Here is a 20,292-nt window from a genome sequence, read left to right on the forward strand (position 1 = left end):
ACAAAAAATGAGTCATGCGGGCTATACTTTGGTTACATTCAATTTGAAAGGTGGACGTTCCCCATGATTATCGGAATTCCAAGAGAAATTAAAAACAATGAAAACCGCGTAGCGATTACGCCTTCAGGTGTCATCAATCTCATGAAAGCCGGACACACGATCCGCATCGAAACCCAGGCCGGAACAGGCAGTAATTTTACCGACGAAGAATATCGTGATGCTGGCGCTGAGATTGTTGAAACCGCTTCCGATATTTGGTCGAATTCAGAAATGGTCATGAAAGTGAAAGAACCACTTCCATCTGAATACGGATACTTCCGTAAAGGACTTATTCTATTCACATACCTTCACCTTGCAGCGGAACCTGAACTGACAAAAGCTTTAGTAGAAAACGAAGTGACGGCCATTGCTTATGAGACGGTGGCCGTTGATAACAAACTCCCTCTCCTCACTCCAATGAGTGAAGTAGCTGGACGTATGGCGACACAGGTTGGAGCTCAATACCTTGAAAAATCCTTCGGTGGAAAAGGAATTCTATTAAGCGGAGTTCCTGGTGTCTCCCGCGGAAAAGTCGTCATCATTGGCGGAGGAATCGTGGGTACGAACGCAGCGAAAATTGCGATCGGCCTTGGTGCTCACGTCACCGTATTGGACTTGAACCCGAATCGTCTTCGTGAGTTGGATGATCAGTTTGGCAAAGACATTCAAACCATGATGTCCAACCCGTTCAATATTGCGGAAGCGGTCAAAGAAGCCGACCTCGTAATCGGAGCTGTCCTGATCCCGGGAGCAAAAGCACCGAAACTTGTGACAGAGGACATGGTCAAAGAAATGAAAGATGGCTCTGTCATCGTTGACGTCGCCATTGATCAGGGTGGTAACTTCGAAACCGTCGATCACATCACGACACACGATGATCCGATTTATGAAAAGCACGGCGTCCTTCATTATGCCGTTGCAAACATCCCAGGAGCGGTACCACGCACATCAACGATCGCTCTTACAAACGTAACGATTCCTTACGCTTTGCAAATCGCTTCTAAAGGTGTAAACAAAGCTGTAGAAGAAAACAAAGCCATTGAAGCAGGTGTAAACACAGCAAACGGCCACCTTACTTATGAAGCCGTAGCTCGTGATCTCGGTTACGAATACAAACCAGTAAAAGAAGCCCTTCAAACTCCAGCTCACGTATAATCCAACCCGCTCCTCCACATTCGTGGAGGAGCTTTTTTCATTGATTACGAGAGAGAATAGACTTCCATATATTTACGTACCAGGTCATACAAATAATTCCATTTAAAATCCCTCCTCCATTTAGTTCAATAGTTGGAATCTATTTCGTTACTCGAAATGTTCGTATGACGGTGATTATGTCTAATAAACGGGATTAAAGTCTTAGATTAATCTTCTATTCGACATTATTTTCAGAATATACAAACAGTTCAATCTACTCTGTATACTTTATCCTTCATTACCTATAATTGGATACATTATGACGAGGAGGTTGGTTATGAAGAAAAAACACGTGATTCCAATGGCCGTCTTATCATCTGCACTCTTAATGGGAACGGTCGCACCGACACAGACCCATGCGATCAGTGAGAACGCAAGTCCAAATGCTCACGCGCAAATTCAGCAGAAAAGTGTACATAAGGATCATGACAATCGTCCAATCTTTGTACAGGAAAAACAAAAAGAACAGTACACAAAAGCGAATGAGAACTCTGCGAAAGCACACTTGAACAAGAACAAGGATCGATTCAAAATGGCTGATCCTGAACGTAGTTTAGGAAACGCAACCGTTACAAAAGATGAACTGGGAATGACTCACGTCAAGCTTCAGCAAGAGAAGAATGGCGTTCCAGTAGAAGGCCACCAAGTGGTTGTCCACTATGATAAGGAAAACAAAGTCCAAGCCGTCAACGGGCAGTTCAACGAGGCGGTTGAGCAAGAAGATCTTTCTACGAACGCTTCTTTAAGCGAAACAAGTGGGTTGGAAATTGCCAGGGAGTCCGTAGATGCTCCTGAACAACTCGTAGAGCTTCCAACATCCACTCTTGTCATCTATCCATTCCAGGATGAGAATTACCTCGCTTATAAAGTGAATGTGAACTTCCTTGGGGAAGACCCAGGAAACTGGTTCGTGTATGTTGACGCCAACACTGGAAAAGTGATTGATAAATATAACGCGCTTATGCACGCTGATGGATACCAATCTTCTAAAGGATCCGGAACAGGTGTCCTCGGCGACCACCGTAACCTGCACATTACCCACAGCAATGAAAAAGGTGTGGAAGCAAACGGAACGGACTTTTACCTGTATGATCAATCGCATGAAAATCTAGACGGCATTTACACATACGATGCACAAAACAGCTGGGACTACTCTGCTTTACCGGGCAAGCTGTTCACTTCTCCGAATGCTTCCTTTCATGATGATTACGAGAAACCGGCCGTCGATGCCCATTACAATTCTGAGAAAGTGTACGAGTACTATTTAGAAGAACACGATCGCAATTCCATCGATGGGGAAGGAATGGCTATCAAGTCTACGGTCCACTATGGTGTAGATTACAACAACGCCTTCTGGAACGGCCGGCAAATGACGTACGGCGACGGTGATGGTGAATTCTTCATCCCTCTTTCCGCTGGACTCGATGTCGCTGCACACGAAATGGCTCACGGTGTAACCACTTACTCAGCAGGTCTTAAATACCGTTTCCAATCCGGAGCTTTGAACGAAGCTTTCTCTGATATTTTCGGAGCCCTCGTTGATGAGGAAGATTGGGAAATCGGTGAAGATATCATGGGGGGAGATGCTGTTGCTTCCGGACGAACATCCTTAAGAAGTCTGAGTGATCCAAGTAAGTATCCTGTCGGTGCAAAATACGCTCCATATGGAGATGGCAACGGCATGTATCCTTCCCACATGGATGAGTACTATGACTTGCCTCTGAATTTAGATAATGGCGGTGTCCACATCAACTCCTCCATCATCAACCATGCAGCTTACATTACAGGTGAACAGATTGGAAAAGACAAGCTCGGCCAAATCTATTACCGTGCTTTGACCGTCTATTTGCAGCCGGAATCTGACTTCAGTCATGCACGACAATCGGTTATCCAGTCAGCTGTCGACCTCTATGGCGAAAATAGCGAAGAAGCTCAGGCTACCGAAGATGGATTCAATCAAGTAGGAATTACAGAATAAGGAGGAACAGTCTATGAAAAAACAAGTTTTTGCTGTCGCTAGTTCTATCGTATTAGCTTCAAGTATTGCCATCCCTACGTTTGCAGCTGGAAATCACCCGGGTACACCCGAGCAGCAAACGTACAACAGCTCGGGTTGGACAGACTATGCTCAACTGACCAAAAAATTGGAGCAGATTGAAAAATCCAGTCAAGGAACCGTACAAGTCGATGTGGTGGGTCAATCCAATAAAGGACTTGATATTTACCAAGCCCGTGTCGGTCACGGCGATAAGGTCATCCTTATCGAAAGCGAGATTCACGGCAATGAAAAAACAGGAACCGAAGCTATTCTGAATCTATTAAGCTATTTGGGTTCAAGTAACTCCCCTCACGCCCAAAAAATCAGAGAAGAGGTAACCCTTGTTACTCTTCCAAAAATGAACCCTGATGCTTCGGAGCTCGACCGTCGAGGCAATGACATGTCCTGGTCAGAAGTCGTCGAAGACTTCCCTCAACTGGCTGATGCTGGTGGACCGACATGGAATTACTATACTGCCCCCAACATTCAAGGGGACGATTACGCAGCCAATCCAGGATTTGATGTGAACCGCGACTTCAATCCTGATTTGGATTATGTGCCAGAAGCGGAAGATGTGCCAGGTTCTTCATCACAACCAGGCTGGTACATTACACCGGAAGCCCAAACGGTCCGTGATGTTTACAAAAACTTGCAAAATGAGTTCGGGACGGTCGATGTTTTCATAGACCTCCACCACCAGGGACTCTATTATGTGGATGGAACGAGTGATCCAGTCACATTATCTCTATCCGGCCAGTTCGTCCCTGATCCAAATTCAGAAGAAGGATCGAAGTACTCTGAGTATGCAGACAACTATGATTTCGATTATTCCCGCCAGTTGAATGTCGCTGCCTACGATGCGCTGCAAGAAATGGGGAACTCCCCGTTTGACAACATCACCCTTTACAGACAAGGGCTCGACCTTCCTGGTACAGCATTAGGTTCTTTTGCACTTAACGGCAGTGGGACCGTCCTTTTTGAAGTGACTGGTCAAACCCAAAGTCTTGGTCAGAAGAAGAAAGGAATGCTTGTGAAAGCTGTTGAAACTGGACTGAGAGGAATTATTGAAGGTGTAGCAGAAGACACGGTTGAAGATGTAAACCCTGAAGATTACGAAGACATCCCTGAGACTGCTTACCGTCCAAGCTTGTAAAAAATAAGGGAAGCCCTAACCGGCTTCCCTTATTTTTATGGAGGGTGAGTTTTAAAAATGTCTCTTGATTGGTTTCGTTTTACACACCTAGTGCACCCGTTTATTCCCTGTTCTTTTTCAATAAAAAAGGAAGTGCGGACCTCATCTATAGTCCGCCCTCCCTCTATTCATCTCTTATCAATTTGAAGGTCCCGATTCCCTTGGCCAGCATCTTTCCGCTTTGATCCCGCAATTCCCCCTCAGCCGTAACAATTTTGTATCCTTCCTGAATGATTTTCCCTGTAGCATAAATTTCTCCTCCCTGTGCAGGAGCAAGATAATTCATGTTCAAATTCATTGTCGTGCACCGGGTCCTTGTTTTAGAACGTATCGCCATTCCTAAAACTAAATCAATCATGGTGGCATGAACTCCTCCATGCAATGTACCGTTCACATTATACAAACGCTCATGAATGGGGAGGGTCAGTAGGACGTCTCCTTCGTTGAAACGGGAAATAACAAACCCGACATGATCAAAAAATGGACTCTCTTCAAAACTCTTCTGAACTTCCTCTAATGATTGCACGCTTCCGCCTCCTTTATTCCCCTTTAAACACAGGCGTTCTCTTTTCAAGAAAGGCTTTCGTCCCTTCGTTTTTATCTTTCGAATTAAACAAGACGGCTTGCGATAGTTTTTCCAGCATAAGTCCTGTTTTCAGGTCCGTTTCTGTACCCATATGAACAGAGAGCTTAGCCAGCTGCACAGCCAGTGGCCCTTTAGAAAGAATCTTTTCACTTACCTCTCTCACCTTATCGAGTAAATCTTCGGGAGAGGCCATCTCCGTAATGAGACCGCATTGAAGCGCTTCTTTTGCATCAATGATTTTACCGGTCAAGATCATCTCCAATGCTTTGCCTTTGCCGACTAGGCGCGCGAGTCTCTGGGTCCCCCCTGCTCCCGGGATAATGGAAAGATTCAGTTCCGGAAGTCCTAACTTTGCATGGGTAGAAGCAACACGAATGTCACAACTCATGGCTAATTCACAGCCGCCACCCAGCGCATAACCATTAATCATAGCGATTGTAGGCTTTTCAAAGCTTTCGATTTTATTATAGATGTCCTGCATTCCATTCCCCTGCAAAGCATCCAAAGCGGTCTTTTCTGTCAACTGGTTGATATCTGCTCCAGCTGCGAAGGACTTGTCTCCTTTTCCCGTAAAAATAACGACGCCTACTTCCGTATCGGCCGAGGCGCGGTCCAGCGCTTCTTCGATCTCATCCAAAGTCTGCTTGTTAAGCGCATTGCGCACATCCGGGCGATTGATGGTAATGAAAGCGAGTTGCCCTTCTCTTACATATTCAATATTTTCTAATGCCATCATGATCTTCCTTTCTCCTTTGTTTCTGCAGCCAGTACTTTAAAGGTCCCTGATCCCTTTGCTACAACACGCTGATCAGAATCTTCCACAACCCCTTCACCGATTACGATTTTCCCACTCTGATGGGTAACCCATGCGTAAGAGGTATAGGGGCCTTTATCCGACAAGTCAAAATAATTCATGTTCAAGTTGACGGTACTCGTCGGTTGTTGTAATACTTCTCCAATCGTCGATCCAATGACAATGTCCAGCATGGTTGAGAACAAGCCCGCTGGAACGGTCCCATCCTCATTCAAGACCTCAGCGGTAAGTGGCAGCTCAAGAATGACGCGTTGTTCCTCATCCAAATGTTTGTGGAACCCGATATGAGCGAAAAAAGCTGAAAAATCCCTCATGAAAAGCCTCCCCCGGCTACATTTGTTCAACCATGATGGCCATTCCCTGGCCGCCACCAGCGCACAAGGTTGCCACGCCAAGCTGTTCTTTTCTTTTCTTCATTTCATGTAAAAGGGTGGTGACGATCCTTGCCCCGCTTGCACCGACGGGGTGTCCAAGTGCAATAGCTCCACCGTTGACATTGACCTTATCCTGGTCCAATCCTAATTCCCTGATGACAGCTAAGGATTGAGAAGCGAAGGCTTCATTCAGCTCTACCAACCCAATCTGTTCTACGGATTTATTGGTTCTTTCCAATAGTTTTTTCACAGCTGGTACGGGGCCGATCCCCATTAATTCTGGAGAGACACCCGCCGTGGCCCAGTCGACGATTTTTGCGAGCGGAGTCAGTCCTAGTTCCCTTGCTTTTGATGCCCGCATGAGAACAAGAGCCGTTGCCCCATCATTTCTACCACACGCATTCCCAGCTGTTACCGTTCCGTTATCCCTGAAAGCAGGCCGTAAATGGGAAAGCTTCTCTAACGTGGTATTCGGACGAGGGTGCTCATCGACCTCAAATGTCCACGAAGATTTTTTCTCTTTCACCTCAACAGGGACAATTTCATCTTTAAATCTCCCTTCTTCTATGGCGCGGGCAGCCCGCCTTTGACTTTCGATAGCGAAAGCATCCTGGTCTTCTCTTGTCACCTCATAACGGGCGGCCACATTTTCAGCTGTGATGCCCATTCCAAGGTTATTCCCGTATATTTCTTTGGGCTGCTGACCTGCTTCTGTATTGGAATCTACCAACTGCGTGCGGTCTCCGCCAAACCTTGAGTTTCTAAGGTAGATAGGAGAACGACTCATGCTCTCCGTCCCACCAGCAACGACAATATCCGCTTGTTCAAAAATAATTTGCTGAACTCCGGAAGCGATGCACTGCATACCGGATGCACATAGACGATTGATCGTATAGGCCGGAGATGATTCAGGAACCCCTGCTCTCAAAGCAGCCACTCTGGCTACATTCGATGACTCTGTGGTCTGCCGGACTTCTCCCATAATGACTTCATCCACTTGTTCAGAAGCTATTCCAGCACGATGCACAGCTTCTTTAATGGCAATGGAAGCCAGGTGCCCGGATGATTCATTCTTCAGGGCACCTCCATAACGGCCGATCGGTGTACGTACAGCGCTTACAATGACAATTTCTTCGTTCATTCTCATCCTCCTTAAAGAGCGTATTCCTTCTTCAATTGGCTCGATATGATATTTTTTTGTATTTCAGATGTACCTTCATAAATTCGGGTGATGCGGGCATCCCGGAAGAAACGTTCAATTGGATAGTCGGAAATATACCCGATTCCTCCGTGAACCTGTACGGCCTTATCTGCTACCCGATTATAGACTTCCGAGCCATAGAGTTTGAGCATGGCCGCTTCTTTAATCACTTTTTTCCCCTGGTCAACCATCCAGGCGACGCGGTAAGTAAACGACCTCAGGGCTTCTGTTTCGACGGCCATTTCAGAAACCATATGAGCGACGGCCTGATGTTCAATAATTGGAACGCCGAACTGTTCACGTTCCTGCGTGTACTGCATGGACAAATCAAGCAGTTTTTGGCAGGATCCTAGATTCCTTGCCGCTAAACCAGCTCTTCCATTGGCGAGAATCTTAAGCGCGTTCACATACCCCTGCCCTTCTTCTCCCAATACGTTCTCAGCGGGAACCTCGCAATCTTCCAGAATAATTTCAGCAGAGTGAGAGCCATGCAAGCCCATCTTCGGTTCGACCGCCCCCACTTTGAAACCTGGAAAATCTTTTTCAATAATAAAAGAGGTGATGCCTTTCGCTCCTTTACTCGCATCTGTCACAGCCATGACAGTAAAGACATCAGCGACTGTTGCATTGGTAATATAGTGCTTCGTTCCATTCAGGATGTATTTGTCGCCTTTTTTTTCGGCCGTTGTTTTGAGGTTCGTGGCATTAGATCCGGCACTTGGCTCTGTCAGGGCAAAAGCTCCGATGTAGTCCCCACGCGCTAGCGCAGGCAGATATTTTTGCTTCTGCTGTTCATTTCCGAGTTCCACAATTCCGACTGTGCCTATTCCCGTGTGAGCACCAATCAAAGTTGTAAACCCATTATGTGTGGCACCGATTTCTTCATATAAAGCACACTTGCCGACCATCCCGATTCCGAGGCCCCCATACTCTTCTGGAATACTAAGCCCGAACAGTCCCATCTCTTTGGACATTTCAATGATCCGGTCAGGGATTTTATCCTCTTTTTCAATATCCATCGCAGCCGCTTCTACTTCTGTCTGGACAAAATCACGCACATTCTTTTTCAGGAATTCAATTTCTTCATCTAGTTGAAAGTTCATATCTTCTTCTCCCTTCATTAGGAATACGTATAAAATCCCTTACCTGTCTTCTTGCCCAAGTGCCCTGCTTTCACGTACTTCGTCAAAATCGGGCATGGACGGTATTTTTCTCCAAGCGTCTTATGGAGATATTCCATATTACGGAGTCTTGTATCCAACCCCACTAAGTCGGCCAATTCGAGCGGACCCATGGGGTGATTCAGCCCAAGGTTCATGGCTTTATCAATGTCCTCGACGGACCCGACACCTTCCATAACCATGTTCATCGCTTCATTACCGATCAGACAGTTCATGCGACTGACAGCAAAGCCAGGGAATTCATTGATTTTCACGCACTCTTTTCCAATCGATGCTCCAAAGTGGAACGATTCTTCAATAGTTCGTTCAGAGGTTTCCAGCCCACAGATGACCTCGATCAATTTCATTTTTGGTACAGGATTGAAAAAATGGAGGGCAATGCAGCGATCGGGTCTTGATGTCTGGGCCGATATTTCAGTAGGACTCATCGTGGATGTATTGGTAGCAAGAATCGCACCCGAAGGAGCATAGCGATCCAATTCCTTGAAGGTGTCCACTTTTAATTCCATCACCTCCGGAACAGCTTCAATGACGAGATCGGCTTGACGGACAGCCCCCTCTAGTTCCTGAAAATACCGGATCTTCTCCTTCCTTTCCTCTGCTTCCTGTCTCGAAAGCTTTCCTTTTTCTATACTTTTATCGAATTGTTTAATGATGTAATCCTTGCAACCTTCTATGCTTTCTTCGAACTTATCTTGAACAGATACCGCTAGACCGGAAAGAGCACAAGCAAACGCGATCCCTCTGCCCATCGTTCCTGCTCCAATGACACTGATATTCTGGATCATTTTATACACCAGCCCTCTCATACCCATGGGAAAGGTCTGTAACATCCAACCGCTCCATTCTCAAATCTTCAATCTCCATGTTCACCAAGCGCTTCCACCCTTTCTTTTCTTCCTTAATCCCAGGAGTAAAACAACCCGATTGGATGGTGAAAACCCTCCATGCTTCACCGTTGATTTTCTCTTCCAAACTGTTTCGTCGAGAAGGCAGGACCGTAAATTCAACGCCTCCATCCAGTCTCTCGATTTCTGTCACCCCGGTCATGAGTTCAGACCTCATCCTTACAGCTGCCCGGGCGGAAAGCTCTCTTCCGAACGGTGAATCAGGAAAAACGATCCTATCAAATGAGTAATCATCCAACACCTTAAAAAGAGCCTGCGCATAACTGTCCGGTGTACCGTTCTCCAATAACGGGTGATTGATTTCCAACACACCGTCAGCACCATAAGCCATCATCTCTTTTGAAAAAGCACGAACGTCCTCGCCCATCAAAACAGCAGTGACCTCGCCGTCTCCTACCATTCTTTCAGCAGCAGCGATGGCTTCATAAGAACATTGATCCCGTTGATTCTGGATTTCTCCAACAACAAGAATATTCTGTAACGTCTGATCACTCCCATATGAAGCCCTGGAAATTCCACCAGCATCCCTACGACCAGAATCTTCTCCTTTCAAACGATGATCCACTTTAACTTCTGTAGTTTGTACGGCTATTTTCAATCTCTTTATAAAAGTGCTTTCCGCTTCACCAACTTGAGGGGGAGGAGTGATGAAGAGAGGAAAGGAAGTTTTCATCCATTCCTCTTCCTCCTCCATTTTCCGTTTTAGAAAAGCATCTCCTCTCCGTATATCCACATCCAGCACACGAGTAACCGATGGAATTTCCAATAATTCAGCGATCATGGTCCCCCAAATATCGGATGCTGTAAGAATCAAATCCGCCTCTTCTTCTTTTAAATATTCGGAGAGCATCGAGGCGGTTGTAAATACATCCTCATGCCATGTCTCTTTCTTTAACCAAACCGTTTCATCCACCCCCGAATCTCGCACGTGGGGATATGGATATTCTGTGGCATCTTCAGCTAAAAAAAGGATCGTCACTTTTCCACCATGTTTGGTCTTTAAACGAACGGCCTCTTCAACGGCGTACGCATCGTCAGGATGAAGCTTATTCGCCCCTCTGCGTCCCATAAGCCTATTCTCTTTTGTCGTCCGGTTGTCTTTTGCATCTACTACAAAATCGATGAGGACAAATTGCTTCATGATGATCCTCCTGTTCAGGTATATTGGTAAAAGCCTTGTCCAGTTTTACGTCCAAGCTCTCCTTTTTTCACTTTATCTTCCACAATTTTTGCCGGCCGATCGTTCTCGTTTCCGGTCTCCTCATAACGCTGCATACGAACGAAATAATTCACATCGATGCCCGTCAGATCCATCAACGAAAACGGTCCGATCGGATGGTTCAATGCTTTTGTACAGACCGTATCGATTTCTTCATGTGTGGCATAGCCATTCTCCAGTAAGTAGACGGCTTCATCCATCAGCTTTCCAAGAATGCGGTTCGCAATAAATCCGGAAATTTCTTTTTGAAGCATGACCGGGGTTTTTCCGATCCCTTCAACAAATTGGAATGCTCTCTCGGCTGTTTCCTCCGATGTATGCGGCCCTTTCACCACTTCAACAAGTTCCATGACCAGTGGTGGGTTGAAAAAATGGAGATTACATACCCGCTCTGGGCGTGTGGTCACATCGGCCATTTTAGAACTGACGATCGTCGAACTGTTCGTTGCTAGAATGGCATGAGGAGCCGTCACTTCATCTATCTTCTTAAATAAGTCCCTCTTTACATCCAGCTTCTCCACGACCGCTTCAATGACCAGATCTGCATCGTGAATGTGGGAAAGTTCTGTTCCAAGCTCAAGAAGATGAAAAGCTTCGTTTACTTGCTCCTCTGTCAGCCGTTTCTTTTCGATGCTTCGCTCCATTCTTTTTTTCAGCTCAATTTCAGCCTGCTTTAATTGCTGAGGATCGAGGTCATTCAGATAGACAGGATGACCTTGCAAAGCACAGACCATAGCAATCTGCGATCCCATCGCTCCGGCGCCGATCACAGCCACTTTATGAATAGGATTGTTGGATTCCATTCGGGGTCTCCTCCTTCAATCGTTTTCTTTTTTCTTCCTCCACAAGCTTACGTTTCAGCAGCTTCCCGACCGTGTTTCTTGGAAGCTCATGGGTAACCACAAATTCCTTCGGTACTTTATAACGGGTTAAGTTGCGGTAACAGTGACCTTTTAATTCTTCTAAATCAAGATCATGTCCTTCCTTAGCTACGACATAAGCTTTAACGATTTCCCCTTTTTCCTTATGGGGAATCCCTATAACCGCTGATTCTTTGACATCCGGATGTTCATATAAAACGCTTTCAATTTCTTGCGGATAAATGTTGAAACCGCCATTGATGATCATTTCTTTTTTCCGACCGACAATATAGAAATAGCCGTCTTCATCTGTCATCGCTAAGTCTCCCGTGTAAAGCCAACCGTTTCTTAGAGCATGGCTCGTTTCGTCTTCCTTTCTCCAGTACCCTTTCATGATCTGAGGTCCTTTAATGACCAGTTCCCCCACACTGTTCTCCGGGAGTTCCTGGTTATCTTCGTTCACGACTTTACTATCGGTCCCGGGCAGTGGAATCCCGATGCTGCCCACTTTCCTCACCCCGCTGGTAGGATTTCGATGCGTGGAGGGAGAAGCTTCTGTTAAACCGAATCCCTCTCCAATAACAGCTCCTGTTAAACTTTCAAAACGCTTAATAATCTCTATGGGAAGCGGGGCAGAACCACTGGAACAGAACTTCAAGCAGTCCAGGCCGTATTTTTCTACGTCCGGATGATTGACGAAAGCGTTATACATCCCGGGAACTCCAGGGAAGAACGTCGGCTGGTACTTCTTGATTTTTTCCAATACATCGTCAACGAGAAACTTTTGAATTAATAGATTCGTTGCGCCGATATAGATTCCCAGATTCATCGCACTCGTCATCGCGTAAACATGATAGAGAGGGGTAGCTGTTAACACCATTTCTTCGCCTTTCACCATTTTCTCTCCATACATGGCATAACTTTGCACGACATTAGCGACTAAATTATGGTGAGTAAGCATAGCCCCTTTCATCTTTCCTGTCGTGCCTCCTGTGTACTGAATGACCGCGACATCCTCTTTCATAGAAATATCCACATCTCTTGTGATAGGGGCGGAACGCTGGATCAAGTAAGACAAGGACCTTTGGTCATCACCGCTCCCTCCAGCTAGTAATAAATGCTTCAACTCCTTCATCTCTTTGAGTTCTTCAACCATCGGGAATTGTTCTTTCTCCGTAATTAAGTAACTCATCTCAGAGTCATCCATGATTTGCAAAAGTTCTCTTGCCGTGTATCGGGGATTAATTTGCACCACGATCAACCCAAGCTTTTGAGCAGCATAATAAGCGATAATATATTCAGGATGGTTGGAGATCATCAGGCCAATACGCTCGCCTTTAGCAAACCCCAGAGCATCCCACGCCCCAGCTAACCGGTCCACTTGATCTTTCAATTCCTCATAAGTCATTTCATGTTCTTCAAATACAACGGCCGTTCTTTTTCCATATTGGGCCACGGTTTGATCCAATAGCTTATACAATGGAACGTCGGGAAAGGTCAACTCTCTCTTCATTTCAGGAGTATAAAACTCGTACCATTTCCGATTCTCGAAAGATTTCAATCTGACTCCTCCCTCCTTATTACTCTAGTTCTCCGACTTCTTTATAATATTTCTCAGCACCTGGATGCAGGGATTCCGGATCAATCCCATCCAATGCCGTATCCACCGTAAAGTGGGCGGCTCTTCCTGGAATCTGCTCCTCAAAGGCCGGGATGTTATCCCAGAACATTTTCGTCATGTTATACACATACTCTTCATCCAGATCTTTCCGGGCTGTCATCATCGTAACCATCGTGTAAGTAGGAACAGGTTCACTCAAGTCTTTGTAAGTATCGGCTGGAATGTCGCCCGAAGAAATCCCGATTCCCTTTTCCTCAATGCTTTTCAGCTTGTCTGCATCAATAGGAAGGACTTTAATAGGTTTGGTGATTTCTATTTCCTGCAGGGCTGGAATGAATGGAGCACCGCCTCCAACAAAAACATCCACATTGTTGTCTTTAAGCATTGAAGATCCATCGGAATAGTTTCCGTAAGAGATCTCTCCTCCTGCTTCATTGATGGTTTCTTCATCGATTCCGTACTCCGCCATCATGTTCCAGAACGCAACGGGGCCCCCGCCTCCTTTTGGACCAAGGAAAATGTGCTGATCAACAATATCTTCAATTTTATTGATATCTTCATGATCGGTCGTCGTAGCAATCGTTTGATAAACCGGATACAAAGACCCTACAGCAGCCGGCTGGCTCAACGGTTCATCAAAACCCCCGCTGCCATCTAAGGCGGCAGTGAAATCAGAAGTATAGTTCAGACCCAGTTGAATATCTCCGACTTCCAAAGATTTCAGATTCGCTGTTGAACCACCTTCCACCTGAGAGACATTCAGTCCAGAAAACCCATCCATGTAAACATCCAACATAACGGTCGTAATCGGATACCATCCAGACCCCATTGGACCGCTTCCGATCTTCAGAAATTTGTCCGGTGCAGATGGTTGATCAGAGGAATCACCAGACGTCGCATCACTGCTCCCACACGCGGCTAAGGCGAAAGACAATACAATCAATAGAAAGCCCATATATTTCTTCATTCAATATCCACCCTTCTTGAGTTATCCACTCATTTGCTTTGAGTTTTCAGCCACATAGGATGTGGTTCTTTTCTGCCAGATGATTAGAAAGATGACGAGGGCAAGACCGACCAAGTCACCCATTAATCCCGGCATCACCAACAAAATGGCGCTTGCAAACAATAACAACCTTTTCAAGGAATGTAACGGGCCGAGAAAATAATCTTCCAGTGCCCCTGCGAAAAACAAACAACTTAAGAACGCACTTGAAACAGCGATGACAATCCGTGTGGTGTCTCCCCCTTGTAGAAGCAGCTCAGGATTATAGACGAAGAGGAAAGGAATAAAAAATCCACCCAATCCGATTTTTATCGCGTAAAAAGCGGTCTTTGTAGGGTTTGATCCGGCTATGCCCGCTGTCGTATAAGCCGTAATAGCCACAGGTGGAGTCAATCCGGATAAGACGCCAAAGTAGAACACGAACATATGAGCAGCGACGACGTTTACCCCTAAATCAATTAACGCCGGTGCGCCCAAAACAGCGAGAATGACGTAGGCAGAGACGGTCGGCATGCCCATACCCATGATGATGGAGGCCCCTGCTACTAAAACGAGCAGCAAAATCAGCGATCCACCTGCGACATCAATGACAAACCTTGAAAACGTGATGCCAAGCCCTGTTAAGGACACAGCACCCACAATAATTCCGGCAGTTGCACAGGCAGCGATTACGACAAGGGCGTTTCTCGCTCCATTTTCTAGCGCTGCCAGGATATCAAGCAGACTCATTCGAGTTGCACTCCGGATCCAACTCAGCAGCACAGTGGCTAGAATGGCATAGAACCCGGACTTCATTGGACTGTATCCATAAATCATCAGACCGATGATTAATAGAATCGGCAGAAACAAATAGCTTTGCTTCAATAGAACAGCTTTAAGGTCAGGCAGCTGTTCTTTAGGAATACCTTCCATCTTTAAACGTTTGGCATGAAAGTAAACGACCATGCCTGCAATAAAAAAGTAGACGACCGCCGGAATGAGGGCATAGAGGGCAATTTGGATATAAGGAATTCCAATCGTCTCGGCCATGATGAAAACAGAGGCCCCCATGATCGGCGGCATGATCTGCCCTCCTTGGGACGCCACGGCTTCAACTGCTGCGGAGAATCGTTTGCTGTAACCGAGTTTTTTCATTAAAGGAATCGTAAAGGAACCTGTAATCGCTGCGTTTGCCGCTCCATTTCCTGTAATGGTAGCAACCAGCGCACTGGAACCTACCGCAGAAAGCGCAGGACCACCAGTTTTATTACCGAACAATCCAAAAGCAAAATCTGTAAAAAACTGACCGCCTCCTGACTTCATTAGAAAGGAACCGAAAATGACAAACAAAATGAGCACAGTGGAACTGACATAGATGGGAGCACTGAAAATTCCCAAGGTCCCATTGAACATATGATCCACCATCTTTTCATAGCGCACGCCAGGATGAGCAAGAGCTCCTGGGAAATACCTGCCTAAGAAGATGTAGGCAATGAAGAACAAGCCGATCAGAGACATCAGAATCCCATTTGTCCTTCTAGTGGCTTCCAGGACCAGCGCAATAAAAATAGTCCCGAAAATGACGTCACTCTGATTGATATTGCCTTGCCGGCTTTGAATCATCTCCGCTCCTGAAATCATGTAATAAGCAGTGACTAAAGTGATCAGGACAACCAAAACGTCCATCACCCCGAACTTCTTCCCCTTTCTAAAAGGGAACAACATAAAGATCAGAAGCAATGCCCATAAGACGTGAACACTCCTCTGCTGCCAGGATGGCAATGTACCGAAACCTGCTGTGTACACATGGAAAATGGACAAGCCGATGGCAAGCAGACTGATCATCAGAATGAAAACCCTTGGAGCATTCCACCGTTCCTTCCGCTCCTGCCACAGTGTTTGCACGTAAGCGGGCTTTTCTGTAATGGTTGTGTCCAGTTTTTCAGACTTTATTGATTGGCGATTCATAACGTTCACCTCCAACTCCCTTTATTGAAAAGGCTTACAAAAAGGGGTTTAATTTTCTTCCAACACTTTTCTAGCTACGAGAAGTCGTTGGATTTCATTTGTTCCCTCATAGATCTTAGTGATTCTGGCATCTCTGTAAAAGCGTTCTACAGGGTATTCACCAATGTAGCCGATCCCTCCGTGAATCTGTACAGCCTTATCTGCGACTTTATTGAAGACTTCAGAAGCGAACAGCTTGGCCATCGACGCTTCCTTAATGACTTTTTTACCTGCATCCACTTTTCCTGCAGCCATCATCGTTAGCGTTCGGGCCGCTTCTGTTTCCGTAGCCATATCGGCTAACATCCATTGGATGGCCTGGTTGTCTGCAATCGGCTTTCCGAACTGGATGCGTTCCTTGGCATAACCCGCTGATAATTCAATCAGCTTGTCACAGGATCCTACCGCTCTTGCAGCAAGTCCAATCCGTCCCTCTCCTAAAATTCTCAAAGCATTAATGTATCCCATCCCTACTTCCCCGATGACGTTCTCTTCAGGAACAATGCAGTTTTCAAAGATGACTTGAGCCGTATAAGAACCTCTCAGCCCCATTTTTTTATCTTTCTTTCCTACGATCAGCCCCGGGAAGTCCTTCTCGATCAAAAAGGCTGTAATGCCCCCTTTCGCTCCTTTTTCACGGTCCGTTAGAGCAAAAACAGTAAATACGTCCGCTACAGGTGCGTTCGTGATGAAGTGTTTCGTCCCGTTGACGACCCAATGGTCCCCCTTCTTCTCTGCCTGTGTCGCCAAATTCGTTGCATCTGATCCTGCCCCTGGTTCGGACAAGGCAAAAGCTGCAATTTTTTCTCCGGTGGCCATCTCAGGCAAATACTTTTGTTTCAGAGATTCTGAAGCGAGCTTAACCAAACCTGTGCTCCCGATCCCTGTGTGTGCGCTGATTAAAGAGACAAATCCATTGTGTGTTCTGCCTAATTGCTCTAATACAACCGCTTTTCCGACTGTATTTAAACCGATTCCGCCATATTCTTCCGGAATGCTCATCCCAAACAATCCCAATTCTTTAGCTTTGTCTACCAGGTGAGGAGGAATGGCATCCTCGTCTTCGATTTGTTGAGCGTAAGGCTCTACCTCGTTTTCCACAAAATTTCGGATCATTACTTTCATTTGTTCTATTTCATCTGCAATCGTTACGGTCATTTCAAAACATCCTTTCATGATTTGGTCTACACTTATATACATGCAATTTCCATGCCAATTCTATCAATCACAATAAAATTCCAATAAAAAAAGTCTGCATAAGCAGACTCCCAGAGGGTTCATTCGTTTAAATTTTTTTATATCGGGTAAAAAAGATTAAAATGTATAAACCTTGTTCACAGGGCTTTCGATTCACTAATGAATCAATCGGGAGTTTTGTAGGAATCTGTTGATTCGTATTTGTATGGAGCGATTCATTTTTGAATCAATCACCGCCCAGACCCTGGGGACTATATGGAGGGAGCTCCTCAAGCTTCATATCAGTTTTTGATTCATATAATTCAACACACTGTAGATCGATTGGTTCGCAGGCGTTTCCACACCGAGCAGCTCTCCCTGCCTTCTTATGTAACCACACATCGCCTCTACTTCCATAGGCTTTCCACGAAGGCGATCTTGCAGCATCGACGTCTGGTGCTGCTTTGCAAATTCAGCACGGGAGAAAATTTTCGATATGGTCGTTTCAGGATCGATCGGAAGTCCTTTGTGAATTCCAACCTCCACCACTTCTTCACATATCTTTTTTGCTGTTTTATACAACTGTTCATCTTCAAGGATTTCTCCCACACGTGCACCAGAAACAGCAGAGAGTGGATTGAACGTTGCATTCCACATCAGCTTATTCCATTTTCTACTCATAATATGACTGGATTCTCCACAGTCGATGCCTGCCGCTTGTAAAAGGTCGATGATCGAAGCAAGTTCTGTCTGTGAGGAGAGAGAACCAATCACTAATTTGACTCTTCCTTGTTGTTTTATTTCACCTGGAGACACAACCGATGACTGCACATAGGTGACAGCTGATAAAACACGCGTTGCACCAAAAACTTCTTCGAGGATTTCTTCATTTTCCACACCATTCTGCAAGGTCATGACAGCCGCTGTTTCTTTCAGAATGGGTTGTAACGCATCGGCCATCCTCTTTGTATCATTGGATTTCACACAAAACAGTACGAGATCCGCTTCCGAAAGATCACGGATGTCGTCCGTAAACCTGCTCTCGATGATATACTCCTCCGCCTCTTCTTTAATCCTGAGTCCATTCTCTTGCATAGCAGCCAAATGTCCCCCTCTCGCTAAAAACGTGACATCATAACCCGCTTTCGCAAGCCGTCCTCCAAAATAACACCCGACAGCACCAGCTCCTGCAACCGCTATGTTCATAACTATTCCTCTCCTCTGGATACTTGTATGTTATATTTCTTCAGTTTTCGGACGATCGTAGGTTGGCTCGTCTCCAACGCTTTTGCTATTTCATAGGTGTTTTTATACTCTAAGGCAGCTAGTTCCAAGACTCTTGATTCTGTAAGCTCCACAGCTTCTTTTAAAGGGACAACAGAATTCGGTGCGATCGCTGTGTGCTTTGTCTCCTGATATTCCGGGGGCAGATGTTCGGCCTTCAGCAAGTCCTCTGGTGTGGTCACCACCAGTCGTTCAATTAAATTGGAGAGCTCCCGTATATTTCCCGGCCAGTCATAAGAGAAAAAGAAATCGTGCAGATTGGAATCCACCCGCTTGTTCATCCCGTACCGGTAATTCACTTGTTTGAGAAACAAGTCGATCAGCGGGAGAATATCATCACGTCGATCTTTCAGGGGTGGAATGGAGATTGGCAGCACATTCAGTCGATAGTACAGATCCTCACGGAAATCACCCTCCCTAACCATCTCTTTCAAATCACGGTTGGTGGCAGCAATGATTCTCACATCGACTTTCCTTGGCTTTGTTCCTCCAATACGCTGAATTTCATTTTCCTGCAAAGCTCTTAAAAGTTTAACCTGAAGCATTAACGGCAGTTCTCCGACCTCATCCAGAAAAAGAACACCTTTATCTGCCAATTCAAACATTCCAGCCTTCCCCTGACGATTGGCACCCGTAAAAGCCCCCTGTTCATAACCGAAGAGCTCGGATTCGAGCAGATCTCCAGGAATAGCTCCACAGTTGATCTTGATGAAATCCCCTTCTTTGGAACGAGCGCTTTCCGAGTAAATATATTTGGCAAGGATATCTTTTCCCACCCCTGTTTCTCCCAGAATCAAGACAGTGGCGTTGACATGAGCAATCCGTTCAGCGGTATCATAGATCATTCTCATGGATTCACTGTTGACCACCACTCCGTCCATCTTTGACTTCCGATTTTTCAGCAGGTCCAACTCTTTTTTGTATTTGTCGTTCAACTGATTCATTCTGCTCAGCTTTGTCTGCAGTTCATTCAAATCAGAAAGGTCCCTGATATTCGTAACGACTTTCTCCACTTCTCCGTTGTCATTAAACACAGGCGCCCCTGTAATCAATGTTTCCTTGCCTTCATAATTCTCCTGAACGAGTGAGACGATTCTCTTCTGTTTGACCACACGATGGGTGACAGAACTTTTCAGAATGCCCCGCTTGATCAGGGCATCTACATTCTTGCCTATGTAATACTCTTTCGGTATGCCGGTGATTCGTTCAATCGCTGAGTTGGTTTTCCAGGTGATTCCTTTTTGATCCGTGATATAGATGCCATCATAGGAATTTTCTATGATCGCATCAAGTTCACGGGTCAACTTCTTTAAGTCCTCATTTTCATTTTTCAAGGCAGAGATTTCGGATGTTTCGGTTCCGATGAATAAATCGCATTCTTCTTCCAGTGGACTCTTCATAAAGACATAACGCATGTCTCCATTTTCCGCTGTCACTAGTTTGGAATCTGCTTTGATGTCCCACGAAGGAAAGATTTCCTTCACATGAGATCCTGTGGACATTCCAGCTTTAATTTTCTCATTAAAAGACAGCACACGTTCTTCCCCGTCAAGAATCATAGCAGGAAAGGGGATTTGATCGACTAAATCTATGAGAATCATTGGTTCACCGCC

General features: G+C 45.6%; 17 protein-coding genes. 3 read left to right on the plus strand and 14 right to left on the minus strand.

Annotated elements, in window-relative coordinates; genetic code table 11:
* The first annotated feature begins 63 nt into the window (after positions 1-63).
* From ald to K2225_RS07935, 3 genes are all read left to right on the plus strand, one after another.
* On the plus strand, positions 64-1,194 hold the full coding sequence (ald, locus tag K2225_RS07925; protein ID WP_220584249.1) for an alanine dehydrogenase: 1,131 nt from the start codon (positions 64-66) through the stop codon (positions 1,192-1,194).
* Between the two features lie 316 nt (positions 1,195-1,510).
* Complete coding sequence (locus tag K2225_RS07930; RefSeq protein WP_220584250.1) at positions 1,511-3,211, plus strand: M4 family metallopeptidase; 1,701 nt, start codon at positions 1,511-1,513, stop codon at positions 3,209-3,211.
* A gap of 13 nt (positions 3,212-3,224) precedes the next feature.
* Positions 3,225-4,424 carry a M14 family zinc carboxypeptidase gene (locus K2225_RS07935; protein ID WP_220584251.1) on the plus strand — a complete coding sequence of 400 codons (1,200 nt, stop codon included), beginning with the start codon at positions 3,225-3,227 and terminating at the stop codon, positions 4,422-4,424.
* A 163-nt stretch (positions 4,425-4,587) separates the two neighbouring features.
* Here K2225_RS07935 and K2225_RS07940 read toward each other — a convergent pair whose 3' ends face one another.
* The 14 genes from K2225_RS07940 to K2225_RS08005 form a co-directional block, all read right to left on the minus strand.
* Positions 4,588-4,989: a PaaI family thioesterase gene (locus tag K2225_RS07940; RefSeq protein ID WP_220584252.1), complete on the minus strand. Its 402-nt coding sequence runs from the start codon at positions 4,987-4,989 to the stop codon at positions 4,588-4,590.
* 13 nt (positions 4,990-5,002) lie between these two features.
* Positions 5,003-5,782, minus strand: a complete 780-nt coding sequence (locus K2225_RS07945; protein WP_220584896.1) for an enoyl-CoA hydratase/isomerase family protein — start codon at positions 5,780-5,782, stop codon at positions 5,003-5,005.
* On the minus strand, positions 5,782-6,177 hold the full coding sequence (locus K2225_RS07950) for a PaaI family thioesterase (RefSeq protein ID WP_220584253.1): 396 nt from the start codon (positions 6,175-6,177) through the stop codon (positions 5,782-5,784). The genes K2225_RS07945 and K2225_RS07950 overlap by 1 nt, the downstream gene beginning before the upstream one ends.
* Positions 6,178-6,193: 16 nt before the next feature.
* Entirely contained in the window at positions 6,194-7,378 is a 1,185-nt protein-coding gene (locus K2225_RS07955; RefSeq protein WP_220584254.1) for a thiolase family protein, read from the minus strand.
* Between the two features lie 11 nt (positions 7,379-7,389).
* Positions 7,390-8,541, minus strand: a complete 1,152-nt coding sequence (locus tag K2225_RS07960; RefSeq protein WP_220584255.1) for an acyl-CoA dehydrogenase family protein — start codon at positions 8,539-8,541, stop codon at positions 7,390-7,392.
* Between the two features lie 17 nt (positions 8,542-8,558).
* The gene (locus K2225_RS07965) at positions 8,559-9,404 is read right to left on the minus strand and encodes a 3-hydroxyacyl-CoA dehydrogenase family protein (RefSeq protein ID WP_220584897.1); all 846 of its coding nucleotides are present in this window, start codon (positions 9,402-9,404) and stop codon (positions 8,559-8,561) included.
* A gap of 4 nt (positions 9,405-9,408) precedes the next feature.
* Positions 9,409-10,668, minus strand: coding sequence for an adenine nucleotide alpha hydrolase family protein (locus tag K2225_RS07970; RefSeq protein WP_220584256.1), 1,260 nt, complete (start codon positions 10,666-10,668; stop codon positions 9,409-9,411).
* A gap of 14 nt (positions 10,669-10,682) precedes the next feature.
* A complete protein-coding gene (locus K2225_RS07975; protein WP_220584257.1) occupies positions 10,683-11,549 on the minus strand; it encodes a 3-hydroxyacyl-CoA dehydrogenase family protein in 867 nt (288 codons plus the stop codon).
* Positions 11,524-13,167, minus strand: a complete 1,644-nt coding sequence (locus tag K2225_RS07980; RefSeq protein WP_220584258.1) for a long-chain-fatty-acid--CoA ligase — start codon at positions 13,165-13,167, stop codon at positions 11,524-11,526. Before K2225_RS07980 ends, K2225_RS07975 begins: the two co-directional genes overlap by 26 nt.
* Positions 13,168-13,186: 19 nt before the next feature.
* The gene (locus tag K2225_RS07985; RefSeq protein WP_220584259.1) at positions 13,187-14,194 is read right to left on the minus strand and encodes a TAXI family TRAP transporter solute-binding subunit; all 1,008 of its coding nucleotides are present in this window, start codon (positions 14,192-14,194) and stop codon (positions 13,187-13,189) included.
* 21 nt (positions 14,195-14,215) lie between these two features.
* On the minus strand, positions 14,216-16,180 hold the full coding sequence (locus tag K2225_RS07990) for a TRAP transporter permease (RefSeq protein WP_220584260.1): 1,965 nt from the start codon (positions 16,178-16,180) through the stop codon (positions 14,216-14,218).
* Positions 16,181-16,228: 48 nt separating this feature from the next.
* Complete coding sequence (locus tag K2225_RS07995; protein WP_220584261.1) at positions 16,229-17,377, minus strand: acyl-CoA dehydrogenase family protein; 1,149 nt, start codon at positions 17,375-17,377, stop codon at positions 16,229-16,231.
* Positions 17,378-17,692: 315 nt separating this feature from the next.
* Positions 17,693-18,601, minus strand: a complete 909-nt coding sequence (locus K2225_RS08000; protein WP_220584262.1) for a ketopantoate reductase family protein — start codon at positions 18,599-18,601, stop codon at positions 17,693-17,695.
* A gap of 2 nt (positions 18,602-18,603) precedes the next feature.
* Positions 18,604-20,280 (minus strand): sigma-54 interaction domain-containing protein, encoded by a 1,677-nt coding sequence (locus K2225_RS08005; RefSeq protein ID WP_220584263.1) that lies wholly within the window; start codon positions 20,278-20,280, stop codon positions 18,604-18,606.
* Positions 20,281-20,292 lie beyond the last annotated feature (12 nt).

It is taken from the genome of Halobacillus sp. Nhm2S1, assembly GCF_019599545.1.
Taxonomy (GTDB): domain Bacteria; phylum Bacillota; class Bacilli; order Bacillales; family Halobacillaceae; genus Halobacillus.